The following is a 21,565-nucleotide window of genomic DNA, read 5'->3' as shown; positions in this document are numbered from 1 at the left end:
TGCGGCCCGCTGGTTACACTATCTGCTGCGCGATCACCACTCACCACTGTTCCAAGTCACACCAAACGCTCCATCAATCCCGCCAGGCGCGCATGGCAGTCCGCATCCGCACGAACATCCACATCAAAGCGCATGCGGTATCCCTCCGTTCCTGTCAGCACGCAATAACCGACACGTCCCTTAAATTCAAGCTGCCTCGTCTTTTGGTCGATCGTGATGTTGAACGCGAGGGTAACCCGCTCTCCGACCGGTAGAGGCCGATCGATCATCAGGTTAAGGTCTTGAGACGAGAGGTCAAGTGTTCTTGCATCGGCATAACATGCGTCACCCGCCTTGAGAATGGCGCGCCGCCGAAAAATTTTTCGCTCTGGATAAGGAAAACGAGAACGGAGAAGTGCAAGCTGAGCCGATGACATGCGGAGACCTTTCGTTTGTTTTTGTTTGAAGTTCGCCATGATTGCCAGATTTTCTCTGACAACTCATCTTACGAATTTCCATCCAAAATCAAACGAATGTTTTCCGATATGGATATAACAGGCAACGCGCGTATCGCTCACGCAAGAACACTTAGCGCTGCATACCCCAGCGTTGGATCGTAATGCGCTCCAGCGAGCGGAATACGATGTTTTCGACCAGCAGACCGATCATGATCACCATCGCCAAGCCCGCGAATACCTTGTCCGTGAAAAGCTCGTTCCTGTTCTGGAAGATATACCAGCCGAGACCGCCCTTTCCTGACGATGCACCAAAGACCAGTTCGGCTGCGATCAAGGTACGCCAGGCAAATGCCCAACCAATCTTCAGGCCGGACAAAATTGCTGGCAATGCAGCGGGGACAAGAATTTGCAAGACATATCGCAAGCCTCGCAAACCATAATTGCGCCCGGACATGCGCAAGGTTTCGGGCACTCCCTGAAAACCTGCATACGTGTTCAAAGAAAGTGGCCACAATACCGAGTGGGTTATCACAAAGATCAGACTGCTGCTGCCGATACCAAACCAAAGTAGCGCTAGCGGCAATAACGCAATCGCCGGCAGCGGATTAAACATCGAAGTCAGCGTATCAAGGAGATCACGACCCAGCTGTGTCGACACCGCCAACGCTGTCAGCAGAAAGGCGAAGATCACACCTCCCACATAGCCCTGCAGCAGAATGGATAAGGAGATGCGCGTCTTCTCGATCAGCTCACCGCTACCAATACCTTCCATCAACGCCTGCGCGGTTGCAGAAAACGTGGGAAACAACAGATCGTTATTCTGCAGACGTGCAGCGATTTCCCATATTGCTGCCAACGCGATCAGAATCACGCCTTTTCGAATCCAGTCTTGCGTCCATATGCGAGCGTGCAATGGCAGCGTTCTCTCGACCGGTATAGCAGTAAAAGGCTGCAACCGATTTTCATACTCGGCTCGCACAGGCGGATGCAACGTCTTGTTCATGCAACCTTCTCCTGCAATGGTTGCTCTTCCTCAAACAACATCCGATGAATACGTTGCACATTGCCTTGGAAAGAAGCGCTACCGATATCAGACAAGTTTGCATTGCTGTTGATTTCGGCACGCATCCGACCTGGATGAGGGGACAACATCGCGATACGATTGCCAATGATCAGCGCTTCTTCAATAGAGTGCGTCACGAACAGCAAAGTAAAGCGCACTTCTTCCCACAATTGCAGCAGCTCCTCCTGCATCTTGCGGCGTGTCAGTGCATCCAACGCGGCAAATGGTTCATCCATCAACAGCACCCGGGGCTGCATTGCCAGAGCGCGTGCAATCGCCACCCGCTGCTTCATACCTCCCGACAATTGATGCGGATGTACATCCGCAAACTGGGCCAGTCCAACCTTGTCGAGATAATGCAGGGCGCGTTCAGCCGCTTCCTTCTTGCCTAGCGTGCGTGATGCCCGCAAGGGAAACATCACATTCTCTAACACCGTCTTCCATGGCGGCAGCTGGTCAAACTCCTGAAATACCACGATGCGATCTGCGCCCGGTGCAGTCACCACATGACCACCAAGGCGAATCTCCCCTTCCACCGGCGCGATGAAGCCACCAATCGATTTCAATAGCGTCGACTTGCCACAACCTGACGGCCCCAGTAACACAAAGCGATCCGCCTCATGCACATCAAAACTGACCCGATGCGTGGCCCTGACTACGCGCTGCGGCGTACGGTACTCCAGACTTACTCCATCCACCTGCAGCAAAGGCGAAGGATACGTCTCGTTGAATGGACGTGATCGATTGCTGTTTGACGCACGCGAATGACTGCGGGCAGTAGCGAAACCACTGCCCACCCGCAGGGCGGCGTCACTACCGGACGATGCGGTGCTCAAGGCAGGCAAGAAACGAAGACGGTTTTTCATCAGCTGCCTGGCTGCGCGTATGCTTCTTCGAAAAAGTAATCTTTCCACGAAGAGGCTTTGTTCTTCAGCACGCCCAGTTTGTGCAGTTCGTCTGCATAGACGAAAGTACGATGTGGCGAGATGGTGAAGTCATTCTCCGGATCTTCGACAATCTTGCGTACCAGTTGCGGATCAAGTTTTGATTTTTGTACTCGGATGAAAGTATCAGCTGCCTTGTCCTTGTTAGCCTTGATAAACTGCGATGCCTCAAGCAACGCTACATAAAAGGCTTTATAGGTTTTTGGATTTTCATCATGGAATTTCTGCGTGGTGTACAGCACGTTGAAGGTTGCCGGCCCACCTAGAATCTCGTACGAACTGATGACTTTGTGCACATCCTTGTTCGATGCCAGGGCCTGATAATAAAAAGGCGCGCTGGAGAAATGCGCATTGATCTCGGAGCCGCCAGCGATCAGCGCCGCTGTCGCATCAGGATGTGCCAGACTGACGGAAATATTATCGAAGCGCTTGAAGTCGTCCTTGCCGAATATACGTGCGGTTTCAATTTGCAAGGTACGCGATTGAAAGCCTACGCCCGCCGCAGGTACGGCAATACGGTCCTTGGGACCAAAATCCTTGATTGTCTTCACGGCAGGATTGTTGGAGAGCAGATAGTTTGGCAAAGAGCCGAGCGCCGCCACGGCCTTCACATTCTGTTTTCCCTTGGTGCGATCCCACATCGTCAGCATCGGTGGCACCCCTGCAGACACAACATCCAGCGCGCCCGCAAGCAGCGCTTCATTCATCGCCGTAGCACCAGAGATACTGGCCCACTCCACCTTGATATCAAGCCCTTGCTGTTTGCCGTGTTTTTCGATCAGTTGCTGATCACGAACCACATCAAGAATCAGATAACCGATGCCGAATTGTTGCGCAATGCTGATTTTCCCTTCGGCATTCGACAAGCCGGGATACAGCGCCATGCTTAAAGCCAGGCCGCCAAGAAACATTTTTTTTGTACGCATGATCATTTAATGGTCTCGTGTTGTTGCTCCCTTGGGCGGGAGAAAAGATATAAAGAATTACCGGGAATCTAGTAAGGCAAATCGCCCTCAATCGTGGTGCGATGCAACTTGCGCCGCAGATGATCCGGACATCCCGCTGCCAGATGCATGAGTGAACGGTTGTCCCAGAAAATCATGTCGTGCGCTTGCCAGTGATGGCGATACACATGCTCCGGCTTGACGCTATGGGCAAACAGCTGGGCCAAGAGATCACGACTCTCATCCTCAGGAAGACCATCGATGCGGGTGGTGAAATGCTCGCTGACAAAAAGCGCCTTCAGGCCGGTTTCGGGATGAGTACGGACCACTGGCTGCAGCACCGGCTTGACCTGCGCAATCTGTTCTTCCGTCAGGTTGGGCCGCCATGGATTACGGCGTTGCAGCTCGGCATATTGGGCAAGATAACTATGCTCTGCTTTCAAGCCGGCAACCGCTGCTCGCAAATGCGGCGCCAACGTGTCCCAGGCAAGATGCATGTTGGCGAACAAGGTGTCGCCGCCCTCTTCCGGCAATTCCTGCGCATGCAGCATGGAACCCAGGCTGGGCGTTCGTACATAGGAGAGGTCGGAATGCCAGAAATGACCGGCATCACCCAAGCCGATCGGTTTGCCATCCTGCTTGATATTGGAAATGATCAGGATCTCGGGATGTCCTGCAAGCTGGAACTGATTCAGAACGTGAATCTGTAAGGGGCCAAAGCGACGACTAAATGCAATTTGCTGATCCGGGGTAATGCGCTGATCTCGGAACACCAGAAGATGATGATCAAGATGGGCGCGATGAAGCCGTGAAAAGTCATGCGAAGTGACTTCGCGCGATAAATCAAGGCCGATAATCTCGGCGCCCAGGGGCGCGTCGAAGGGTAGGATCGCAAGATTATGTTGCGCTCTCCAGCCTCTGTTCGATGATGGAACTGCTGACATAAAAAAGTAATAAGGATTTTGATGAACGCAGTGTATCGAGAGGGTTAGGTCGTGCGAACGAAGTAATTCGATTATCGATATGCGTAAAGTGAAGCATGCTCAGCGGCAATTTTTTGGCTATCCACTAATGTCCGCATTAAGAAAAAGGAATTTTTGATGATTAAGACTGTCCCAACATTGCAAGCAGAAAGGGGAGTCTGATACGCCCAATGAGAATGGAGCGCCCTTTTCTACATACTTCAAACTGACAAACGAAGGGGATTAACATGTCGTCGAAAACAGTCGCCGCTAAATATGTACCTACGACCGCCACATTGCGCTCCGATCTACAGTTATTAAAAACGGATATTGATTCGCTGATCACCCACGCTGTGGATTTGACGGATGCAGAGCTGAGCGACGCATATGAACGTGTTGCCGGCAAGGTTGCTTCCGCGCGTCAGTCCGCACGCGAATTCGCAGGCCAAGCCAGTGAAAAAATCCATCATGGTTTTGATGTGAGCACGGGCTATGTCAAGGCCCGTCCCAAGCAGACCTTAGCTGTGGCACTGGGCATCGGTGCATTGATCGGTATCATCTTGGCGCGCTCTAAGTGAGGTAGCGCACATAGGATGTTGCGTTAGATGAACTTCCGATTAGGGCAATTGACTAAAGAGCATGTCCCCTTGTTAATGTTGCAGTGCGCACCCTTTGCAAGGGGACCAGAACGTTTCTCCCTTGGGAGAAATAAAGGAGGCGTTCGAACGCTCCGCTCCATAAAACTCGAAAGGAAATCATCATGAAAAAAATTATTTCAATCCTGTGCGTCTTTGCTTTCAGTGCTGGCCTGAGTGCCTGCAACACCATGGATGGTTTTGGTAAAGATGTTGAGCGCGGCGGTGAAAAAGTTCAGGACGCAGCAACCAAGAACAAGTAATCTGCGCTAAACAGATTTGAAAAGAAAAGAGCATGACGATGTCATGCTCTTTTTTGTTTGCACGTCTGATGCAATTCAATGCGTGTCTTACATCTGCAGCACCATTAGACATCACCTTATCGGTCTCTATACGCTCGGATGGCAGTTCAACTACCCGGCATGGACTGTGGCTGTGGCCAGCAAAAATAAGCAAGAGAGATATTGCTGACCATTCAGACGTCACCCAAACAAAAACCGCCCGGGCCGAAGCGCGGGCGGTCGTATGGCAAACCGACGATTACTTCGCGATCGTCAGATTGTTCAGGACGGATTTGACGCCCTCAACCTCACCTGCCAGTTTGGCGGCACGATCAACCTGTGCCTGATTCTTGACTTCGCCATTCAGCGAAACGACGCCTTGCGAAGTATCAACGTTGATTGCCAACCCTTTTACGTCGGAGTCAGCCAACAGGGCTGTTTTGACTTTGGTCGTCAGCATCGCATCGTCAACAACGGTGCCAGCATCACGGCCTTCTTCACTCGGGGCGGCTATTTTACCGTCAGCATTCACTGCCGGTGCCTCGGTAGCACCTGGAACAGGCGTAGTAGCTGGCTCGGAAGGCGCCTGCGGTGGCGTTACGCCAGTGGTTGCGTCAGCTGCTGGTGGCGCTGCAGGTTCCTGTGCGCGACGTTCGCAGCCGGTGGCAAACAATACAGCGAGTACGGCAGCACCGATTGCGAGTTTGGAAGTTTCTGGCAATGTCTTCATCTATTTATCCTTTCAATATGCAGCGTCTGCTTTCCGGATGGAAAACTCGTCCACTGTGATGTTGAAGATCCCCCTTGGCCTGTAACAATGCACAAAACCAAATCGGTTATCTTCTTGACTACATCAAATTGCCAAGGTTCTTGAGAAGAACATTGATTTGCACCATTATGTGCGGTGTTTAACGCACCAAAGCATACTGCGCTACCTTGATGCCTTTAAATCGTGCATGGATCACATGCGAACATTATTACGCGGCATGCGGCTGCATACGTTGCAACGCTTCGAGCACGAGTTCTGGCCTACCCTGAGCAAGCTTTTTCGCATCCGACAGCGTCTGACGGAAACTCCGAGCATGCGGCAAACCCGTCATCAACCCCAACATATGGCGCGTCATGCTATTGAGGCGCAGACCACCCCCTTTTTCACTGCTTCCGTAAAGCTTGAGCTGCTCGTGCATGTAAGGGATCATGGCTTCCAGCACGTCGGTGCGTGAACGCGCCGGCTTTGCATCTCCGTAATAACGCGCGTCGAATTCTGCCATCAGATACGGATTGTGGTAAGCCTCGCGACCCAGCATCACCCCATCGACGTGCTGCAAATGTGTATCGATTTCCTCAATGGTTTTGATGCCGCCATTGAGGATGATCTCGAGGTTCGGAAAATCTTTCTTGAGCTGATATACCACCTCATAGCGCAGTGGCGGGATTTCACGGTTCTCCTTGGGGCTCAGACCCTTGAGAATCGCATTGCGTCCATGGACGATGAAAGTCGAGCAACCCGCTTCCGCAACCGTGCCGATAAAATCGCGCACGAAATCATACGACGTGACGTCATCGATACCGATACGATGCTTGACGGTGACATCGATCTGTACCGCATCGCGCATGGCCTTGACGCAATCGGCAACCAGGGGCGCCTCATTCATCAGGCAGGCACCAAAGGCGCCCTTCTGCACGCGCTCTGAAGGGCAACCGCAATTCAGATTGATTTCGTCGTAGCCCCATTGCTCGCCAAGTCGCGCACTCTGCGCGAGATCGGCCGGCTCGCTTCCACCGAGTTGCAACGCAACCGGATGTTCCTCGTCATTGAAATTGAGGTGACGCGGCACATCGCCGTGCAGCAACGCACCGGTCGTCACCATCTCCGTGTACAACCAGGTGTGCTGTGTAATCTGACGATGAAACAGACGGCAATGGCGATCCGTCCAGTCCATCATGGGCGCAACGCTGATACGCCGCCCGTTTGGCTTGCGTGCAGAATCGTTGCTGTTATTGAAATCCATCTCTCGTATCCATGCTGCGAAGACCCGCCATTTTACACGCTCCGCCTGTCCCTCACGATGCGCTGCGGCACGCGTCGCCCTCGTGCCACCATAACAACCCTCACATCCGAAAAATCACGACAAACCGCTCACCTTTGCACGCAAGCGCAAACGTTCTACTATGGCAATGACTTCATCGCACAAGGATTGCAGCACATGAGCGCGTCACTCGATACCAGCCATCTCTGGATGCCCTTTACGGCCAACCGGCAGTTCAAGGAGAAACCGCGCTTGCTGACCGCAGCATCCGGCATGTTCTACACCAGTGACGACGGGCGACAGATTCTGGATGGCACAGCCGGCTTGTGGTGCGTGAATGCAGGACATGCGCACCCGCGCATTACCGAAGCAATACAAAAGCAGGCTGCCGAGATGGACTATGCGCCGCTCTTCCAGATGGGACACCCCAAGGCGTTTGAAGCGGCATCCGCACTGGTCAACATGGCACCGACCGGGTTAAACCGTGTGTTCTTCTGCAATGATGGGTCAGAAGGCGTCGACACCGCGCTAAAGATGGCACTCGGCTACCACCGGGCACGTGGCGATGCCGGACGCACACGCCTCATCGGACGTGAGCGCGCCTATCATGGCGTCGGCTTTGGAGGCATTGCCGTTGGCGGTATTGCCGGCAACCGCAAACAATTTGGCGCGACGCTGGCCGCAGTGGATCATTTGCGCCATCCCCTCGATATAAAGCGGAATGCCTTTTCACGCGGCTTACCCGAGCATGGTGGCGAACTGGCCGAAGAACTGGAACAGCGTTTGCTGAACCTGCACGACCCGAGTAGTGTTGCTGCCGTCATCATTGAACCCCTGCAAGGCTCGGCTGGGGTCATTCTTCCCCCCAAGGGTTATCTTGAACGCATTCGCGCCATCTGCGACAAACACGGCATCCTGCTGATTTTTGATGAAGTCATTACCGGACTCGGTCGTCTCGGCACCGCTTTCGGCGCGAATTATTTTGGTGTCTTGCCTGACATGATCATCTGCGCCAAGGCATTAACCAATGCCACCGTCCCGATGGGCGCAGTTATCGTCAAACAATCAATTCATGACGCCTTCATGCAGGCAGCACCGGACAATGCAATCGAGTTCGCGCACGGCTATACCTATTCAGGCCACCCGCTTGCCGCGGCAGCCGCACTTGCCACACTCGAGGTTTATCGGGAAGACGGTTTGTTCGAGCGCGCAAACGAGATGGCGCCCTACTTTGAACAGGCAGCACATCGCCTGCACGGGCTGCCGCATGTCAAGGACATCCGCAATCTGGGACTGGTATGCGGCATTGAACTGGAAAGCATGCCCGATAAGCCCGGCAGCCGTGCTTACAACGTCTTCACCAAGGCATTCTGGGACAAGGGCATTCTGATCCGCGTGACTGCCGATGTAATTGCCTTATCACCGCCATTAATCATCAACCAGGCGGAAATCGATCAGCTCTTTGATGGCATTGCCAGCATCCTGAAAACGACTGCCTGATCGCTCGAACGCGTACGGCGATTTCATCAAAAATTCATCGCCAAACAAAAACGCCGTGCAGTCGATGCACGGCGTTTCTTATTTCATGCACGCCGATCCCTGATCAGCGTGTCGCATGCTTGATTACACAGCTTCGCGGCTGGCCTTCTTACGCTCGTGTTCCTTGAGGAAGCGCTTGCGCAGACGAATGCTCTTCGGTGTCACTTCCACCAGCTCATCGTCGTCGATGAATTCGACCGCATATTCCAGCGACAGATCGATTGGCGGAACCAGACGCACTGCTTCATCGGTACCCGATGCACGCACGTTGGTCAGTTGCTTGCCCTTGATCGGATTGACGACCAGATCGTTTTCACGCGAGTGAATACCGATGATCATGCCTTCGTACACCGGATCATTGTGATTAACAAACATACGACCGCGATCCTGCAGCTTCCAGATCGCGTAGGCAACCGCCGTGCCGTCGTCTTGCGAAATCAACACACCGTTGCGACGACCACCCAGTTCACCTTTGGATGCATCGACGGGTGCATAGGCATCAAACACGTGGCTCATGAGACCGGTACCGCGGGTGAGCGTCATGAATTCGCTCTGGAAGCCGATCAGACCGCGTGCCGGAATATGGTATTCCAGACGTACGCGACCTTTGCCGTCCGGTTCCATATTGGTCAGGTCACCACGACGACGACCGAGTTCTTCCATCACGCCGCCCTGATGGCCTTCCTCGACATCGACGGTCAGATTTTCATACGGCTCGTGGCGTACGCCATCGACCATCTTGAACACAACGCGTGGACGCGATACCGCCATCTCGAAACCTTCACGACGCATGTTTTCGATCAGAATGGTCAGATGCAATTCACCACGGCCCGATACTTCATAGGTCGAGTCATCGTCCGGCGCCTGCACGACACGCAAGGCCATGTTGGACTTCAGTTCTTTTTCCAGACGATCGCGAATCTGACGCGTCGTCACGAACTTGCCTTCGCGGCCTGCCAGCGGCGAACTGTTGACCATGAAGTTCATGGTCAAGGTTGGTTCGTCGATCTTCAGCATTGGCAAGGCTTCCGGGGTATCCGGTGCGCAGATCGTACTGCCAATACCGATTTCTTCGATACCGTTGATCAGGACGATATCACCGGCCAGCGCTTCATCCACCAATACGCGATCCAGACCTTTGAACGTCAGCACCTGATTGATACGTGCCTTGGTTGGCTTGTCTTCCGGCCCATTCATCCAGACCACGTCTTGCAGTGCCTTGATACGACCACGCAAGATACGGCCGACACCAATTTTGCCGACATACGACGAGTACTCGAGCGAGGTGATTTGCAGTTGCAACGGACCGTCCGGATCATCTTCACGTGCCGGAACGTGTTGCAGGATGGCGTCAAACAATGGCTCCATCGTACCTTCGCGCACGGTGTCTTCCAGACCTGCATAGCCTTTGAAGCCCGATGCATAAACGATAGGGAAATCCAGTTGCTCGTCGGTTGCACCGAGTTTATCGAACAGTTCAAAAGTGGCGTTGACTGCCTTCTGCGGATCGGCGTTTTCACGATCGATCTTGTTGACGACAACGATCGGCTTCAAACCCAGTGCCAGCGCTTTGCGCGTCACGAAACGCGTTTGCGGCATTGGACCTTCCTGCGCATCAACCAGCAACAGCACGCTGTCAACCATCGACAGAACACGCTCCACCTCACCACCGAAGTCGGCGTGGCCCGGGGTATCGACGATATTGATGTGCGTACCTTTGTATTCGACTGCGCAGTTTTTCGACAGAATCGTGATGCCACGTTCTTTTTCGATGTCGTTAGAATCCATCACGCGGGAATCGACTTGCTGGTTGTCACGGAAGGTACCGGATTGACGCAGAAGCTGGTCGACCAGGGTGGTTTTGCCATGATCGACGTGAGCGATGATGGCAATGTTACGAATAGCGCGTTTTGAATTTGACATGGTGATGTGCAGTTGGTGGTGCGGATTTGCGGATTTTGAAAAGCCTGCGATTATAGCACAGCAAACCCGCCCCTCTCTCAGGGAAAGACCTTGATTTTCAATGAGTTGCCGGATTTTGTGCCACGCTGCAACGCGGATGGCGATTTGCACGAAGGCTGAACACCGCTGTTTTACGCATTGGTCTCGGTAAGCAAACCATGCTGGTGCATTGGGACTGCATCGCATCATGGCGACCGGCGTGGACCATATTGTCTTTTAGACAATCCCATGCAATGGGGACGGCCGGTGCATTTCTTGCAAGGATGGTGCACTGCCTTTTCGACAACCAACCCAACGCAAAGAGAGCCACATGCCCATACCAGCGCGCGTGCTTCACATTTTTTCCCTGAGCAGTTTGATTATTTTTGCCGGGACGACCTTTGCAGCAGATCGTGAACAACCGCGTCTTGTGGAACGCCTCCAAGCACACGCCGGTACGCAGGATAACCAGCGTCAGCTGATCTCAAGCGACCAGCAGCGCAGCTATCAACTGCTGGATGCCAGTCGACACTCGTCGGCACCGCTCATCATCGTGCTGCATGGCGGCGGCGGAAATGGCGACTCCATGATTCAGCGCTGGCGTGCCAAGGCCATGCGGGAAGGCCTGATCATTGCGGCGCCAAACGGCGCTGGCCGTACCGCGAGGATGGGCACATGGAACGCGGGTGGCTGCTGCGGTGAAGCAATGTCCAGCCATCATGAGGATGTGGCCTTTGTTGCCGATGTCGTGGCTGATGTAAAGCGGATTGCCGCGGTTGACCCCAGTCGCATTTATGTGACCGGCATGTCCAATGGCGGCATGTTGACGCATCGTGTCGCAATTGCTTTATCGGATCAGTTGGCGGGTGCAGCGGTTGTGGCTGGCGCAATGTTTGGCGATGAACCATCGCCACGTTCACCGGTACCGATACTGATCATGCATGGGATGGCAGATTCCATCGTGGCATTTGAAGGGGGCATGAGTCCCAAACGACTGGTTGCGCGTGCGCAGTCCAAGCCATTCAAGCCGGTCCAATACAGTGTGGAGTTCTGGCGTCGCGCCAATGGCTGCGGCAGCGCGCCGGCGGTTGTCATAAACGATGATGTGACAGTGGAGAGCAATACATCTTGCCGGGACAACAGTTCCGTTTTCTTCTATCGTCTTCGCTCTGCCGACCATACCTGGCCAGGCAAAACCAGCATGAACACGCCTGCGCTGGAACAGCGGCCTTACGATGCAATCGACGCCACCGATGTGATCTGGGACTTCTTCAAATCAAACCATCGTCAAACTGACGTGAACAAGCGGAATCAACGCTGACATGCCGTTGTCGCATGCCATCCCTCACCCCAGCGCAACCAGCCGTTCCGGTGCAAGAATGTCGTAAGCCTGTAATTGTGCGGTGCCCAGCAACATGCCATCCGTCTTCCGGTACACCGCAACGCGTCCTTTGATCGCCGGAATATTGATCGCAGCTTCCTTTCCCAAAGCCAGTCGTTGTCCATTGCGAAAACGGCTGGACAATTCATCGGTCAGTTCCACTTTGGCGAAAGACGACAGCAACGCATCTACAGGTGCCAGTAGTGCTGCCCTGGCATCAGCTTCTACCTCGCTCAACTGTTCAATTGTCTTAGCCTCGGCAATTGTCAGCCCACCCACCGTCACGCGCCGCAAGGCATTCAAATGGGCGCCACAACCGAGGGCTGCGCCAATGTCCTCTCCCAGCACGCGGATATACGTTCCCTTGCTGCAGCGCACACGTAAAGTCAGCATCGGTGCCTCATATGCAATCAGATCCAGTTGGTGAATCGTGATCTGTCGCGCCTCGCGCTCCAGCGTGATGCCCGCACGCGCATATTCATACAACGGTTTGCCATCGCGCTTTAATGCGGAGTGCATGGGTGGCACCTGCTCGATGTCACCGCGAAATTGCTGCAAGACTTCTTCAATCTGCGTGAGCGTTACATCTACCTGCCGCGTTTCAAGCACATCCCCTTCGGTATCGCCGGTATTGGTTTTCATTCCCAGATGCACCACCGTTTCGTAAGTCTTGTCCGCGTCGAGAAGATCTTGCGCAAACTTGGTCGCCTCACCAAAACACAAAGGCAGCAAACCCGTAGCGAAAGGATCGAGCGTGCCGGTATGACCGGCCTTGGCAGCATTGAGCAACCACTTTGCTTTGCCTAATGCATCGTTACTCGACAGACCGGCAGGTTTGTCGAGTAACAGCACGCCATGCACTGCTACGCGCTTTTTCTTTGAGGAAGAGTTCACCATGGCCTGATACAAACGATGCGCCCTAGGCGCATCGAAAAAGAAAACGAAACTGAAAAATAGGAAACGTACGGACGATGCTTAGTCTTCCGCATCCTGCGCACGGGTAGCGTTGGCCTGATCGATCAGCTTGGACATTTCCATGCCACGTGCCGTCGACGTGTCGTGCACAAAGTGCAATTCGGGCAGCGTGTGAATCGTCAGACGACGCCCCAGCTCTTTACGAATGTAGCCCGCCGCAGCCCGCAGACCAGAAACGGTGTTCTGAATATCATCCTGCTTGTCGCTCAGCATGGTGAAAAACACCTTGGCATGCGCGTAATCAGGCGTCAGTTGCACTTCCGTAATCGTGATCATGCCAACGCGTGGATCCTTCAATTCGAAAGCAATGATTTCCGACAGATCACGCTGGATCTGATCGGCAACGCGCAGACCGCGACCTGGAATGGATTTGCTGTGTTTAGCCATAATGTCTTCTCGTTCCGCTTACGGAGCAAAAATGAATTCGCATCGGCGGGCAATGAAACCGGCCGATGCGAACGGAATAAAACGCCAATCCGTCACAAGGACGGATTGCTGACTTACAGGGTACGAGCGACTTCCTGCACCTCGAAAATCTCGAGCTGATCGCCTTCCTTGATATCGTTGTAGTTCTTCAGGGTCAGACCACACTCGAAGCCCGACTTGACTTCCTTGACGTCATCCTTGAAGCGTTTCAACGAATCAAGCTCGCCTGTCCAGACCACCACGTTGTCACGCAACAGACGGACCAGCGAACCACGACGCACCAGACCTTCAAGCACGTAGCAACCGGCAATCGCGCCAACCTTGCTGACCATGATGACCTGACGAATCTCGACCAGACCCAGATTTTGTTCGCGCTTCTCTGGTGCCAGCATGCCCGACATGGCTGCCTTGATCTCGTCTACGGCATCGTAAATGATGTTGTAGTAACGGATGTCCACGCCATTGGCTTCTGCCAATTTACGTGCCGAGGCATCAGCACGCGCATTGAAGCCGATGATGACCGCTTTCGATGCCACTGCCAGGTTGACGTCCGATTCCGAGATACCACCCACGCCGGCGTGCACGACTTGCACACGGACTTCGCTGGTCGACAGTTTTTGCAACGAACCAACCAGTGCTTCCTGCGAGCCTTGTACGTCGGTCTTGATGATCATTGGCAGGTTTTTGACTTCGCCTTCGCCCATGTTCTCGAACATGTTCTCCAGCTTGGCCGCCTGCTGCTTCGCCAGCTTGACGTCACGGAACTTGCCTTGACGGAACAGACCGATTTCACGCGCCTTGCGCTCATCGGCCATGACAACGGCCTCTTCACCTGCGTTCGGCACTTCGGTCAGACCTTGAATCTCGACCGGGATCGAAGGACCCGCTTCGCTGATCGGCTTACCATTTTCGTCGAACATTGCACGAACACGACCGTAGGACGAACCTGCCAGCACGACGTCGCCGCGCTTCAACGTACCGGCTTGCACCAGAATCGTTGCGACCGGGCCGCGACCTTTATCAAGTTTGGCTTCAACCACCAGACCACGCGCTTGCGCTTCGACTGGTGCTTTGAGCTCCAGAACTTCAGCCTGCAGCAAGACTTGCTCGAGCAGATTATCGATACCTTGACCTGTTTTTGCCGATACTGGAACAAACGGCGAATCGCCACCGTATTCTTCCGGCACAACCTGTTCTGCGATCAGCTCTTGCGAGACACGATCAGGATTGGCACCTTGTTTATCGATCTTGTTGATCGCCACAACCAGCGGCACGCCTGCAGCTTTCGCGTGTGCGATTGCCTCTTTGGTTTGCGGCATCACGCCGTCATCCGCAGCCACAACCAGAATGACGATATCGGTCGCCTTGGCACCACGTGCACGCATTGCCGTAAAGGCTTCGTGACCTGGCGTATCAAGGAAGGTGATCATGCCGCGTGGGGTTTCTACGTGATAAGCACCAATGTGCTGCGTAATACCACCGGCTTCGCCCGATGCTACCTTGGCGCGACGGATGTAATCCAGCAACGAGGTTTTACCGTGATCGACGTGACCCATGACGGTAACGACTGGTGCGCGTGGCAGCAGTTCCGCATCCGCGTGATCGGAACCTTCTTCGATCAGTGCTTCCGGATCATCCAGTTTCGCAGCATGCGCAACGTGCCCCATTTCTTCAACGAGGATCATCGCTGTTTCCTGATCGAGCACCTGGTTGATGGTAACCATCTGACCCAGTTTCATCAGTTGCTTGATGACCTCGGATGCCTTGACGGCCATCTTGTGCGCGAGCTCCGCAACCGTAATGGTTTCGGGCACGTACACTTCATGCACGATCGCTTCGGTCGGCGCCTGGAAGTTGCTTTCACGTTCTTCATGATGTGCATGACGACGACCTTTCGGGCCTGCTCGCCAGCCACCGTCGCGACCACCGGTACCTGTGTTGCCACGGGTCTTGATGCCGGCACCGCGTTTTTTTGCATCATCTTGCCAGGTCGAAGATACGTTCGCCGATTTGATCGACTTCTTGTCGGTCGTGACAGCGCCCTTCTTGTCGTCCTTTTTCTCGCTCGGCTTCTTGTCAGCCGGACGATGCAAGGTACCTTCGGCTGCTTTTGCCGCCGGTGCAGGTGCAGGCTCTGGTGCCTTGATTGCCCGACGCGGCGCATTCATCATGGCCTTGATCTGTGCAACCTCATCGGCGACAGCCTTACGGGCGGCTTCCGCAGCGGTTGCGCGCTCGTTTGCTTCCTTAGCAGCGTCTTTCGCAAGCTGTGCAGCCTTTTTCTTGGCTTCATCTGCAGCAATGCGTTTTTTCTCTTCCTCAGCCGACTCATCGGCTTTGGCTTCTGCCTGCTTCTCGCCTTCCGCTTTCTCAGCCTTTTGCGCCTCGACTTCTGCTTTTTGCAGCGCTTGCGCCTGTGCTTCTTTCTCGGCTTCAAGCTTGGCCAGACGCTCTTGCTTCTCGCGCAGATCCGCTTCCTGACGCGCGATCAGCTCAGCCTGACGACGCGCCTCTTCCGCACGACGTGCCTGCTCCGCTTCGTCGATAATCGGCGCAGCGGCAGGTTGGACGACTGGTGCAGCTTCTTCGATCGGATCGTCGCGCTTGACGAACGTACGCTTCTTGCGCACTTCCACTTGAATCGTACGCGACTTGCCACTGGAATCCGCCTGTTTGATTTCGGTGGTTTCCTTGCGGGTCAGCGTGATCTTGCGCTTTTCGCTTTCAGGTGCCACACCATGCGCGCGACGCAGGTGATCAAGCAGCTTGTCTTTATCTGCTTTGGATAATTCATCGGACGCCGAGCTCTTCTCGACGCCAGCATCCCGCAGCTGGGTAAGCAGCACGTCCGCTGGCATTTTGAGCTCGGTGGCAAATTGGGCTACGTTGTTACTCGCCATTCAGTCCTCTTTTCTATGTGACTCGGTGGATCAATGAAATCGCCAGGATTACTTCGCTTCTGCGAGGCTCCATGCACGCGCTTGCAGCGCTTTGGCTTGCTCATCGTATTTGGAATCGATGAGCTTCATTTCTTCATCAGTCACATCTTCAAATTCAGTTTCAATCAGTTGACGCGCACGGTCGGCAGACAATGCCAGAATTGCACCGAACTCGTCATACGCCAGCGCACCAAAGGCAGCCAGCGTCTTTACACCTGCCAGACCCAGCTTGCCGGCCGTCACGCGGTCCATGCCTTCCAGATTGGCCAATGCGTCGTCCATGCCTTCCATACCTTCTTCGGAAGCAATCGCTTCCGTTACCAGGGCATCGCGTGCACGGTTACGCAGTTCATTGACGGTATCTTCGTCGAACGATTCGATATCCAGCATTTCGCTGATCGGCACGTAAGCGATTTCTTCCAACGTCGCAAAACCTTCTTCAACCAGGATGTCTGCCACTTCTTCATCGACATCCAGTTTTTCCATGAAGAGTGCACGAATCGCAGCCGTTTCTGCCTGCGATTTATCGGCCGACTCTTCCGCCGTCATGATGTTGATCTGCCAGCCGGTCAGCTCGGATGCCAGACGCACGTTCTGACCGCCACGACCAATCGCGATTGCAAGGTTTTCTTCATCGACAACCACATCCATTGCGTGCTTCTCTTCATCGACCACGATCGACGATACGTTGGCCGGCGCCAAAGCACCAATGACAAACTGCGCTGGATCGTCCGACCACAACACGATATCCACGCGTTCGCCACCGAGTTCGCCGGTGACAGCCTGCACACGCGAACCACGCATACCGACACAGGTACCGATCGGATCGATGCGCTTATCGTTGGTATAGACAGCAATCTTGGCGCGCACGCCAGAGTCACGTGCCGCCGATTTGATTTCCAGCAGGCCTTGTTCGATTTCCGGCACTTCGAGTTCAAACAATTTCATGATGAACTCGGGCGCGGTACGCGACAAAATGACTTGCGGACCACGTGCGTTGCGATCGATACGCAGGATGTAGGCACGAACACGATCACCGATACGCAGATTTTCCTTTGGAATCGTCTGATCACGTGGCAGACGCGCTTCGATACGTCCGGATTCAACAATCGCATCACCACGTTCCATACGCTTGATGGTACCGGTAACCAGCGAGTCGCCACGCTCGAGGAAATCAGCCAGAATCTGTTCGCGTTCTGCATCACGGATACGTTGCAACACAACTTGCTTGGTATCCTGCGCAAAACGGCGGCCAAACTCAACCGATTCAATCGGCTCTTCGATATAGTCATCGACCTCGATGTCACCGATCTGTTCTTTGGCTTCGAAATGCAAAATTTCCTGATCCGGCAATTGCAGGCCGGCTTCGTCAGGCACCACATGCCAGCGGCGGAAAGATTCGAACTCGCCGTTCTCACGATCGATCGACACCCGGATATCGACATCGCCTTCGTAGCGTTTTTTGGTCGCTTGCGCGAGCGCATGCTCGAGCGCTCCGAAAACGATATCTTTATCTACGTTTTTTTCGCGCGCCAGCGCATCTACCAATAACAAAATTTCGCGACTCATGCTTTGCGACTCCTAAAATTCACTTGTGGTACCAACTGTGCCTTATCTACATCAGCGAGCGTAAAATCAAGCTTCGCTGGCCCTTCTTTTCCTTCAAATACCAACGCAAGATTTTCGCCTTCCGGATCTTGCAGAATGCCTTGGAACGATTTGCGATTTGCCGCATTTGGCATAGGCAAACGCAATTTAACGATCGCTTCTGCGCCGGCAAAGCGGACATAATCAGACAGCTTTTTCAAAGGTCGATCCAATCCGGGCGACGACACTTCCAGGCGTTCGTAATTGGCGTTTTCAACCGTCAGCACATGCAGCAATTGATGCGTCACTTTTTCGCAATCATCCACCGTAATGGCACCGCGCTCTTCTGCCTCTTCAGGCAGAAAATCGATATAGACACGCAACAAACCGCGCGCGGCCTGCTCGAACTGCACTAGCTCATAGCCCATGCCCACTACGGTTTTTTCAATCAGCGCTGACAGCTGCAAGACAAATCTCCGAAAACCTGCACATAGACACTGCTTGCCATTACAACCGGCAATGCAAATTGCTTAACAAAAAAAAAATGGGCATGCGCCCATCTTTCTTATCGTTCCAACCGCCGAATTCAATGCCAAAAATACAATAGACAGTCCAGCGATCTTCTTTAACTGGCCGCATTATAAATGAAACACTTGCCTGCCGCAACGTCGACACGACGTGCTCAGGCCTTTAAACGGCTGAACATACACAGAAATCCGGAATTTTTGCGATTCCGGAAGGCAATAAATCAAGGCTTGGAACGACGGCGTGGCCCGTTCCCGTTGCGCGGCTGCGCCGTGTTGCCGCCACGGTTATTACCACCGGCGCGGCGAGCCTGGCCCATGCCCGGGAAACCCAATGCCGTCTGCAATGGATCGGGCTGACGACTACGTGGCTGCCCTTGACGACGTGCCTTGTTGTTACCACCCGCATTTGCTGCTCGCCCTGCGCCGGCGTTTTGCCACTGACTAGGACTCTGAACGCTACTTTCTTCAAAGCGCGGAGCACGGTTGCCATTGACCTCACCACTGCGTCTGGGATTGTTGCCACGACCTTTGCTTTGCGCGCCGCTTTCCTTGTTCGGTTTCAGCCCACTCAGCGCGAGCAAATCGCGTACGGCATGCTCGTCCATTTCTTCCCAGCGGCCACGCTTCAGTCCATGCGGCAAAGTCATCGCCCCATAACGTGTACGAATCAAGCGGGAAACTGTCAAACCCACGGCTTCGAACATGCGACGTACTTCGCGGTTACGACCTTCGCCAATCGTTACCCGATACCATTTATTGACACCTTCTCCCCCGCCATCGGCAATCTTGGAAAACTGTGCTGGGCCATCATCCAGTTCGACACCGGCCAGCAGCTTTTGACGCATCCCCTCTTCCAGTTCACCGAGTGTACGAACCGCATATTCGCGATCGATCCCGTAGCGCGGATGCATCAAGCGATTCGCCAGATCACCCGAGGTCGTAAACAAGAGCAAGCCTTCGGTATTGAAATCCAGGCGACCAACTGCAAGCCACTTGGCAGCCTTCATCGTCGGCAAACGATCAAATACCGAAGGTCGTCCCTCAGGGTCGCTGGTACTGACAATTTCCCCGGCTGGCTTGTGATAGATCAGAACGCGAGGGGGCTTCTTGCTCACCTTGCGCTGAATCAGCTTGCCGTTGATCCGCACCTGATCGGTTGGCAGGATGCGCTGCCCAATATGAGCTGGCTCGCCATTGACCGAGACACGGCCGGCAATAATCAATTCTTCCATGTCGCGACGGGAACCGAGGCCGGCTTCAGCCAGTACCTTATGCAACTTTGGCGCATCGTCATCGGAAGTCAGATCACGACGCGCACCTTTTTGTTTGGCGCCACGTTTTCCATCCGCATCATCCTCGCCGCCGGCCCAGGAATCAAAGGCATCCGAAGTGACAAAAGAGAATACGTCATCCGCATCATTACCTTTACCCGATTTGCCATGCGGCTTGCCATTGCCACCCTGACGCTTGGCATCGCCCTTTTGGCGACCTTTGCCATTCTGGCCTGGGGCGCGAGGCATACGCTGACGGGGTTGACCACCAGCGCCTTGCTCTAATGCCACCGCTTCTGCAGAACGCTCTCCTTCCGCAGGCACCGCCGCACTACCATCTTCACGCGGCTGTGAGCGCATCGCACGTGCGCGCCGCATATTACGCGGACCACGCAAACCGCGTTTCGGCTTTGCATTGCCATCGGCAGGAGTGGCATCTGTTTCACGCTGATCGCCAGACGTTGAGACATCAAGCGACGTGTCGGATTGGTTATCGTTCTTTGGGTGATTCATCATTTAATTCTGTGTTGGGCTGCATCTCTACATCAGCAGCTGATTCATGTACCTGTTCATCCGCAGGCATGGCCGCAGACGACTCATCATCGATTGCAACGGACAATTCCGCCTGCGAGTCAGCATTATTCGCTTCAGGAGAAAGCGCTAGTTCAAAAGACGTATCGTCACCCACGGCAACAGAGACCGCGTTGGACGCGGAGGAGTCGGCAGATGCCATATCCAGTTGCGCCTGCAATTCAGCTTCCAGCCCCTGAATTTCAAGCAGGGTATCGCCCGGCACATCATCCCGTTCGACTTGCTGCAATGGCGGCAACTGATCCAAGGAAGCCAGGCCAAGGTCATCGAGGAACTGCTTGGTCGTCGCAAAAAGCGCAGGCCGCCCAGGCACATCACGATGCCCGATACTTTCGATCCAACCGCGATCTTCCAGCATTTTGATGGTTTGCGAGTTTACCGTCACACCACGGATTTCTTCAATGTCGCCACGTGTAACGGGCTGACGGTAGGCGATGATCGCCAAGGTTTCCAGGGTGGCACGCGAATACTTCGGCGGTTTTTCAGGATTCAGTCGTTCGAGATACAGCTTCATCTCGGGACGACTCTGAAAGCGCCAGCCAGTCGACAAGCTGACGACCTCAATGCCTTTATCTGCCCAATCGACACTCAGCTCATCGAGCATCTGGCGAATCGCATCGGTACCGATGACTTCTTCCGTCTGCCCGACTTCGACATAGAGCTTCTTCATGTCGTTAATGGATAACGGTTCGTGAGCGCACAACAGCGCTGTCTCGAGGACTTTCTTGGCCTCAGCAGTATTCATTTACGTTATGTACGACTGTTTGGTTGCAATCTATGCAGAGCTTTATTCAACGACAATCATCTTTGGATGACGTCTGGCTAAAGAACCTGTTGATACGGCTTGTCCCGGCGCCCATTCAGGGGAGAAAAACTTGAAGGCGGGGGATATATAAAGACTTGTGAGACTTGGTTGCGGGGGCAGGATTTGAACCTACGACCTTCGGGTTATGAGCCCGACGAGCTGCCAGACTGCTCCACCCCGCGTCTGAAGATATGAAGTATATAGGAGTTATGAATACAACGCAATGCCAATCTTGCGACTTCTTTGCAGTGATACACTCCTTTATTCACTTCAAAGAAAATCGGCGT

At 54.0% G+C, this 21,565-nt stretch carries 19 protein-coding genes and 1 tRNA gene; 4 read left to right on the top strand and 16 right to left on the bottom strand.

Annotated elements, in window-relative coordinates; translation table 11 throughout:
* Positions 1 to 56: 56 nt before the first annotated feature.
* The 5 genes from IEV29_RS00355 to IEV29_RS00335 all read right to left on the bottom strand — a co-directional run bounded on the left by IEV29_RS00355 (position 57) and on the right by IEV29_RS00335 (position 4,332).
* Entirely contained in the window at positions 57 to 455 is a 399-nt protein-coding gene (locus tag IEV29_RS00355; RefSeq protein WP_188379295.1) for a hypothetical protein, read from the bottom strand.
* 112 nt (positions 456 to 567) lie between these two features.
* Complete coding sequence (locus IEV29_RS00350; RefSeq protein ID WP_188379294.1) at positions 568 to 1,440, bottom strand: ABC transporter permease; 873 nt, start codon at positions 1,438 to 1,440, stop codon at positions 568 to 570.
* Positions 1,437 to 2,366 (bottom strand): ABC transporter ATP-binding protein, encoded by a 930-nt coding sequence (locus tag IEV29_RS00345; protein ID WP_188379293.1) that lies wholly within the window; start codon positions 2,364 to 2,366, stop codon positions 1,437 to 1,439. Before IEV29_RS00345 ends, IEV29_RS00350 begins: the two co-directional genes overlap by 4 nt.
* A complete protein-coding gene (locus IEV29_RS00340) occupies positions 2,366 to 3,355 on the bottom strand; it encodes an ABC transporter substrate-binding protein (RefSeq protein WP_229726306.1) in 990 nt (329 codons plus the stop codon). Before IEV29_RS00340 ends, IEV29_RS00345 begins: the two co-directional genes overlap by 1 nt.
* Before the next feature lie 83 nt (positions 3,356 to 3,438).
* Positions 3,439 to 4,332 carry a TauD/TfdA dioxygenase family protein gene (locus tag IEV29_RS00335; protein ID WP_188379291.1) on the bottom strand — a complete coding sequence of 298 codons (894 nt, stop codon included), beginning with the start codon at positions 4,330 to 4,332 and terminating at the stop codon, positions 3,439 to 3,441.
* 266 nt (positions 4,333 to 4,598) lie between these two features.
* Between IEV29_RS00335 and IEV29_RS00330 the strand changes: the two genes are divergently transcribed.
* Positions 4,599 to 4,928 carry an ElaB/YgaM/YqjD family protein gene (locus IEV29_RS00330; protein ID WP_188379290.1) on the top strand — a complete coding sequence of 110 codons (330 nt, stop codon included), beginning with the start codon at positions 4,599 to 4,601 and terminating at the stop codon, positions 4,926 to 4,928.
* Between the two features lie 182 nt (positions 4,929 to 5,110).
* Positions 5,111 to 5,248, top strand: coding sequence for an entericidin A/B family lipoprotein (locus IEV29_RS00325; RefSeq protein ID WP_188379289.1), 138 nt, complete (start codon positions 5,111 to 5,113; stop codon positions 5,246 to 5,248).
* A gap of 277 nt (positions 5,249 to 5,525) precedes the next feature.
* Here the strand turns inward: IEV29_RS00325 and IEV29_RS00320 are convergent, their stop codons facing one another.
* On the bottom strand, positions 5,526 to 5,996 hold the full coding sequence (locus IEV29_RS00320) for a BON domain-containing protein (protein ID WP_188379288.1): 471 nt from the start codon (positions 5,994 to 5,996) through the stop codon (positions 5,526 to 5,528).
* Positions 5,997 to 6,243: 247 nt separating this feature from the next.
* Positions 6,244 to 7,278, bottom strand: a complete 1,035-nt coding sequence (gene dusA, locus IEV29_RS00315; protein WP_188379287.1) for a tRNA dihydrouridine(20/20a) synthase DusA — start codon at positions 7,276 to 7,278, stop codon at positions 6,244 to 6,246.
* 195 nt (positions 7,279 to 7,473) lie between these two features.
* Between dusA and aptA the strand changes: the two genes are divergently transcribed.
* Positions 7,474 to 8,796, top strand: a complete 1,323-nt coding sequence (gene aptA / locus IEV29_RS00310) for an omega-aminotransferase AptA (protein WP_188379286.1) — start codon at positions 7,474 to 7,476, stop codon at positions 8,794 to 8,796.
* A 123-nt stretch (positions 8,797 to 8,919) separates the two neighbouring features.
* Here aptA and typA read toward each other — a convergent pair whose 3' ends face one another.
* On the bottom strand, positions 8,920 to 10,758 hold the full coding sequence (gene typA / locus IEV29_RS00305) for a translational GTPase TypA (protein WP_188379285.1): 1,839 nt from the start codon (positions 10,756 to 10,758) through the stop codon (positions 8,920 to 8,922).
* Between the two features lie 349 nt (positions 10,759 to 11,107).
* Between typA and IEV29_RS00300 the strand changes: the two genes are divergently transcribed.
* On the top strand, positions 11,108 to 12,097 hold the full coding sequence (locus IEV29_RS00300) for a CE1 family esterase (protein WP_188379284.1): 990 nt from the start codon (positions 11,108 to 11,110) through the stop codon (positions 12,095 to 12,097).
* Positions 12,098 to 12,121: 24 nt separating this feature from the next.
* On the opposite strand, the gene truB is transcribed toward IEV29_RS00300, so the two are convergent.
* The 8 genes from truB to IEV29_RS00260 all read right to left on the bottom strand — a co-directional run bounded on the left by truB (position 12,122) and on the right by IEV29_RS00260 (position 21,460).
* Positions 12,122 to 13,054, bottom strand: a complete 933-nt coding sequence (truB, locus tag IEV29_RS00295) for a tRNA pseudouridine(55) synthase TruB (protein WP_188379283.1) — start codon at positions 13,052 to 13,054, stop codon at positions 12,122 to 12,124.
* A 78-nt stretch (positions 13,055 to 13,132) separates the two neighbouring features.
* On the bottom strand, positions 13,133 to 13,519 hold the full coding sequence (rbfA, locus tag IEV29_RS00290; RefSeq protein WP_188379282.1) for a 30S ribosome-binding factor RbfA: 387 nt from the start codon (positions 13,517 to 13,519) through the stop codon (positions 13,133 to 13,135).
* 113 nt (positions 13,520 to 13,632) lie between these two features.
* Complete coding sequence (infB, locus tag IEV29_RS00285; protein WP_188379281.1) at positions 13,633 to 16,458, bottom strand: translation initiation factor IF-2; 2,826 nt, start codon at positions 16,456 to 16,458, stop codon at positions 13,633 to 13,635.
* A gap of 48 nt (positions 16,459 to 16,506) precedes the next feature.
* Complete coding sequence (nusA, locus tag IEV29_RS00280) at positions 16,507 to 18,066, bottom strand: transcription termination factor NusA (protein WP_188379280.1); 1,560 nt, start codon at positions 18,064 to 18,066, stop codon at positions 16,507 to 16,509.
* The gene (gene rimP / locus IEV29_RS00275; RefSeq protein ID WP_188379279.1) at positions 18,063 to 18,551 is read right to left on the bottom strand and encodes a ribosome maturation factor RimP; all 489 of its coding nucleotides are present in this window, start codon (positions 18,549 to 18,551) and stop codon (positions 18,063 to 18,065) included. The genes nusA and rimP overlap by 4 nt, the downstream gene beginning before the upstream one ends.
* Before the next feature lie 281 nt (positions 18,552 to 18,832).
* Positions 18,833 to 20,395, bottom strand: a complete 1,563-nt coding sequence (rluB, locus tag IEV29_RS00270) for a 23S rRNA pseudouridine(2605) synthase RluB (RefSeq protein WP_188381015.1) — start codon at positions 20,393 to 20,395, stop codon at positions 18,833 to 18,835.
* A complete protein-coding gene (scpB, locus tag IEV29_RS00265) occupies positions 20,373 to 21,218 on the bottom strand; it encodes an SMC-Scp complex subunit ScpB (protein WP_188379278.1) in 846 nt (281 codons plus the stop codon). Before scpB ends, rluB begins: the two co-directional genes overlap by 23 nt.
* A gap of 165 nt (positions 21,219 to 21,383) precedes the next feature.
* A tRNA-Met gene (locus tag IEV29_RS00260) sits at positions 21,384 to 21,460 on the bottom strand.
* Positions 21,461 to 21,565: the final 105 nt, after the last annotated feature.

Source organism: Oxalicibacterium faecigallinarum (assembly GCF_014635705.1).
GTDB classification, from domain to species: Bacteria; Pseudomonadota; Gammaproteobacteria; order Burkholderiales; family Burkholderiaceae_D; genus Oxalicibacterium; species Oxalicibacterium faecigallinarum.
The sequence above is the reverse complement of the archived record's forward strand: the minus strand, read 5'-3'. Positions and strand labels throughout refer to the sequence as shown.

Bases quoted from the DNA above. Each gene is read 5' to 3' on its own strand.
- IEV29_RS00355 (WP_188379295.1), bottom strand. From the start codon at position 455: ATGGCGAACTTCAAACAAAAACAAACGAAAGGTCTCCGCATGTCATCG.
- IEV29_RS00350 (WP_188379294.1), bottom strand. From the start codon at position 1,440: ATGAACAAGACGTTGCATCCGCCTGTGCGAGCCGAGTATGAAAATCGG.
- IEV29_RS00345 (WP_188379293.1), bottom strand. From the start codon at position 2,366: ATGAAAAACCGTCTTCGTTTCTTGCCTGCCTTGAGCACCGCATCGTCC.
- IEV29_RS00340 (WP_229726306.1), bottom strand. From the start codon at position 3,355: ATGTTTCTTGGCGGCCTGGCTTTAAGCATGGCGCTGTATCCCGGCTTG.
- IEV29_RS00335 (WP_188379291.1), bottom strand. From the start codon at position 4,332: ATGTCAGCAGTTCCATCATCGAACAGAGGCTGGAGAGCGCAACATAAT.
- IEV29_RS00330 (WP_188379290.1), top strand. From the start codon at position 4,599: ATGTCGTCGAAAACAGTCGCCGCTAAATATGTACCTACGACCGCCACA.
- IEV29_RS00325 (WP_188379289.1), top strand. From the start codon at position 5,111: ATGAAAAAAATTATTTCAATCCTGTGCGTCTTTGCTTTCAGTGCTGGC.
- IEV29_RS00320 (WP_188379288.1), bottom strand. From the start codon at position 5,996: ATGAAGACATTGCCAGAAACTTCCAAACTCGCAATCGGTGCTGCCGTA.
- dusA (WP_188379287.1), bottom strand. From the start codon at position 7,278: ATGGATTTCAATAACAGCAACGATTCTGCACGCAAGCCAAACGGGCGG.
- aptA (WP_188379286.1), top strand. From the start codon at position 7,474: ATGAGCGCGTCACTCGATACCAGCCATCTCTGGATGCCCTTTACGGCC.
- typA (WP_188379285.1), bottom strand. From the start codon at position 10,758: ATGTCAAATTCAAAACGCGCTATTCGTAACATTGCCATCATCGCTCAC.
- IEV29_RS00300 (WP_188379284.1), top strand. From the start codon at position 11,108: ATGCCCATACCAGCGCGCGTGCTTCACATTTTTTCCCTGAGCAGTTTG.
- truB (WP_188379283.1), bottom strand. From the start codon at position 13,054: ATGGTGAACTCTTCCTCAAAGAAAAAGCGCGTAGCAGTGCATGGCGTG.
- rbfA (WP_188379282.1), bottom strand. From the start codon at position 13,519: ATGGCTAAACACAGCAAATCCATTCCAGGTCGCGGTCTGCGCGTTGCC.
- infB (WP_188379281.1), bottom strand. From the start codon at position 16,458: ATGGCGAGTAACAACGTAGCCCAATTTGCCACCGAGCTCAAAATGCCA.
- nusA (WP_188379280.1), bottom strand. From the start codon at position 18,066: ATGAGTCGCGAAATTTTGTTATTGGTAGATGCGCTGGCGCGCGAAAAA.
- rluB (WP_188381015.1), bottom strand. From the start codon at position 20,395: ATGAATCACCCAAAGAACGATAACCAATCCGACACGTCGCTTGATGTC.
- scpB (WP_188379278.1), bottom strand. From the start codon at position 21,218: ATGAATACTGCTGAGGCCAAGAAAGTCCTCGAGACAGCGCTGTTGTGC.